General features: G+C 40.4%; 5 protein-coding genes. 3 read left to right on the top strand and 2 right to left on the bottom strand.

The genetic code is table 11. The features are described from left to right. Positions 1 to 292, bottom strand: a 292-nt coding sequence (locus LC574_RS32515; RefSeq protein ID WP_229457717.1) for a Uma2 family endonuclease, incomplete at its 3' end; no start/stop codon positions are given. Positions 293 to 646: 354 nt separating this feature from the next. Next, complete coding sequence (locus LC574_RS32520) at positions 647 to 874, bottom strand: hypothetical protein (protein WP_229457718.1); 228 nt, start codon at positions 872 to 874, stop codon at positions 647 to 649. Positions 875 to 936: 62 nt separating this feature from the next. On the opposite strand from LC574_RS32520, the gene LC574_RS32525 reads away from it, so the two are divergent. From LC574_RS32525 to LC574_RS32535, 3 genes are all read left to right on the top strand, one after another. Then, positions 937 to 1512, top strand: a complete 576-nt coding sequence (locus tag LC574_RS32525; RefSeq protein ID WP_229457719.1) for an HD domain-containing protein — start codon at positions 937 to 939, stop codon at positions 1510 to 1512. Positions 1513 to 2015: 503 nt separating this feature from the next. Further along, positions 2016 to 2798 (top strand): ABC transporter ATP-binding protein, encoded by a 783-nt coding sequence (locus LC574_RS32530; RefSeq protein WP_229457720.1) that lies wholly within the window; start codon positions 2016 to 2018, stop codon positions 2796 to 2798. 90 nt (positions 2799 to 2888) lie between these two features. Further along, positions 2889 to 3268 (top strand): MlaD family protein (locus LC574_RS32535; protein WP_229457721.1); only part of this gene is annotated, 380 nt, incomplete at its 3' end.

A 3268-nucleotide genomic window follows, 5' to 3' on the forward strand; every position in this document is an offset into this window, starting at 1 on the left:
CGTTGTAGGATGATTCTGGAAGTCGAACAATTGCAATATCAGGTTCGGGTTCCGAGTCGGATAGTGTAATGGGTCCATTGAAGCGGACATCAGCTTTACCTGATAGCAATTCTTCTAAATATTTTGCACCTCGTTTTGCTGTGGTGTAGTGAATTGGGGTTTCTGGACTCATCTCAACAATTTCGCCTGCCAGCAATTCCAGATGACGACCACGCAGAATGCCCGCCTCAACCATGCGATGATAGTCGTCTACAGACCATTTAGCCAACGTCTTCATAGCAGAATTGCTCACATTCTTGTGATATCTTGTGATAGACCTAGTTCCATTTTAAAAGTTGCTGGACTGCGTTTGTGACAATTTGAAAATACGATTGCCATCTTTGCATGACAACCAACTACTCGCTATCTTGCACCCCCCAGCATATAACAGCTGGCGCTACCTGTCATCCTCAATATAATTATTGGCTCAAAGGAATTGTAACAAAGTGGCAAGTAGCGCGATCGCTATTTTAATAATCTCTAAGAGATTTCCAACAAATAAATTATTCAATCTTGTGGGGTATTGTTTATTTCAAAATCTTTAAGTCTTTAAATGAGTATGATAATAGGGGGCATTTAACCCCCTGACTTGTTTTGTAATTAAGAGTCACTGCCACACCAGAATGGTTGGTGGGAGTACTTTTGCTGTTAACTCAATGCTTCGTTGTTCTCTAGTGGTAAGCTCTATGAGGTTAATACTGATTGCCACCGTCTTACCCTGGTATTGAGGATGTTCAGGGGCAAGCGAGAGTCCTTCCCTTTGGACACTGGGCGATCGCAACCCATAACAAGTCAGCAACACTTGTTTGCAAGCTTCCACACAGGCATGAAACAAATTTTATTTTGTTGAACTTCTGAGCATTTAGTCAAAATTTTAGTTAGGAATTGATTCAGTTAATGAAAAAATATCAACTCAGCCCAAAAAACTGGTTACAAGAAACTTACATCAAAGCTTTCAATAAAGCAGCACACGCACATCAAGGTCAGAAAATGCCAGGTTCAGAAATACCTTATATTATGCACTTGAGTTTTGTAAGCATGGAAGTAATTGCAGCCCTAAATGTAGAAACAGAACATGACGGAAACCTTGCTATACAATGTGCTATTTTACATGACACAATCGAAGATACTGATACAACATTTGAGGAAATAAAAACTGAATTTGGTGAATCAGTAGCTAATGGTGTACTTGCACTGACTAAAGATGAAAGTTTAGCAAAATATCTCCAAATGGCAGATAGTTTGCAAAGGATAAAAGAGCAACCGCAAGAAATATGGATGGTGAAATTAGCAGATAGAATTAGCAACCTACAAGCACCACCACATTATTGGACTCAAGACAAAATTGTTCGATATCGAGAAGAAGGTATTCAGATTTATGAAGCTTTGCAGGATGCAAGTCCATTTCTTGCTTCACGCTTGGCAAAGTTAATTGAAGATTACAAAGCGTTTATCGTTGAAGGCAGGAGTTAGGGGGCAGTTCAAGCTTACGGAAAACTGACCCCTAACTCAGTAGTGTGAGCAGATGTTCTTGGGTTTAAGACAAGAACACCAAAATAAATGTATAAAACTGCCAGTTCTTTGCTTTAACTATTTATAACAACAATCAGCATATTTATACTAAGTAGTTTATACTATTGTATTACTTTGCTAATATCCCCAAAAAACTGGAGTCTTAGTTCTGCGTTACTGAGACGTTAAATTACTATGGTGTCTTCGTCAAGCTTGCGTTGAGGGGATTGTGAGACGTTAAAGATTGCAAATAACTAAGTATTATGCTAAAAAAACAAATTTTATTAATTAAAATGCTAATCATATACTTATAATGTACCATGCAATGCCCGACCAATAACTATGACATCACTATTGGGCTATTTGTCCAAAGTCCAATTGCTAATGACAAATGACAAATGACAAATGACCAATGACCAATGACCAATGACTAATACTTCGGCTTCGCTCAGTACAAGTGACTAATGACTGAACCATTGATTGAACTGAAAGGTGTTTCTAAGTCCTTTGGTAGCCATAAAGTTCTAGATAATGTAGACTTGACCATTTACCGGGGAGAAGCACTAGGGATTATTGGGCCATCAGGGACTGGTAAATCAACAATTTTACGGGTAATAGCTGGGTTACTTACTGTTGATGAAGGAGAAATTTATGTGCAAGGAGTGCGGCGAGAGGGTTTGATTGAGGATGGTAGCCAGCAGGTTGGCATTGGCATGGTGTTTCAGCAGGCGGCGCTATTTGATTCGCTGACGGTGGAGGAAAATGTGGGATTTTTACTTTATCAAAATTCAAAGCTACCGCGATCGCGCATTGGAGAATTGGTAAAAGAAAAATTGGAGATGGTAGGTTTGCCAGAAATAGGCCACCTCTACCCAGCCGAACTTTCCGGGGGAATGCGAAAACGGGTAAGTTTTGCCCGTGCGATTATGTCTAACCCCGATAATCCTTCAGAAGGCCCAGAAGTTCTACTATACGATGAACCAACAGCCGGACTTGATCCCATTGCCTCAACAGTAATCGAAGATTTAATCCGTTATTTGCAATGTTTACATGGAGTTTGTAGTACTTATGCTGTTGTTACGCACCAAGACAGCACTATGCGCCGTACAACTGATAGACTTATATTTCTCTATGAAGGTAGAGTGCAGTGGCAGGGTACAGTTAGTGAAACATACAACACAGAAAATCCTTTAATCAAACAATTTCTCAGTGGAAGTGTGCAAGGGCCGATTCAAGTCGTCGGTTAGAAAGTGAGGAGTTAAGAATCAGGAGCGATTAAATTCAACTCCTAACTCCCAACTTCTAACTCATAACTAATTATTGGGTGGAGGAAAAAAATGCGAGGTCTTATGACAAGCCGCTTCGCGTCTGGGCGAACATTTAGAGAAGGCTCTGTGGGGTTGTTACTCCTGCTAGGATTAGGGGTATTTGGGTTACTGTTTCTGTGGTTAAATAGATTTACTCCTGCTGGTCGTTCATACAAAGTTATTGTAGAATTTGCTAACGCTGGCGGAATGCAAAAGGGAGCAACAGTTCGCTATCGAGGCGTTAAGGTAGGAACTATTTTCCAGGTTCGACCAGGGCCAAATGCCATTGATGTAGAGATTGAAATTGCCCAACCTGACCTACTTCTCCCCCGGAATGTAGTGGTAGAAGCTAATCAAAGCGGATTAATTAGCGAAAGTATTATCGACATCACACCAAAAGTAACCTTACC

It is taken from the genome of Nostoc sp. CHAB 5715 (assembly GCF_020829685.1).
Classification (GTDB): Bacteria; Cyanobacteriota; Cyanobacteriia; order Cyanobacteriales; family Nostocaceae; genus Nostoc.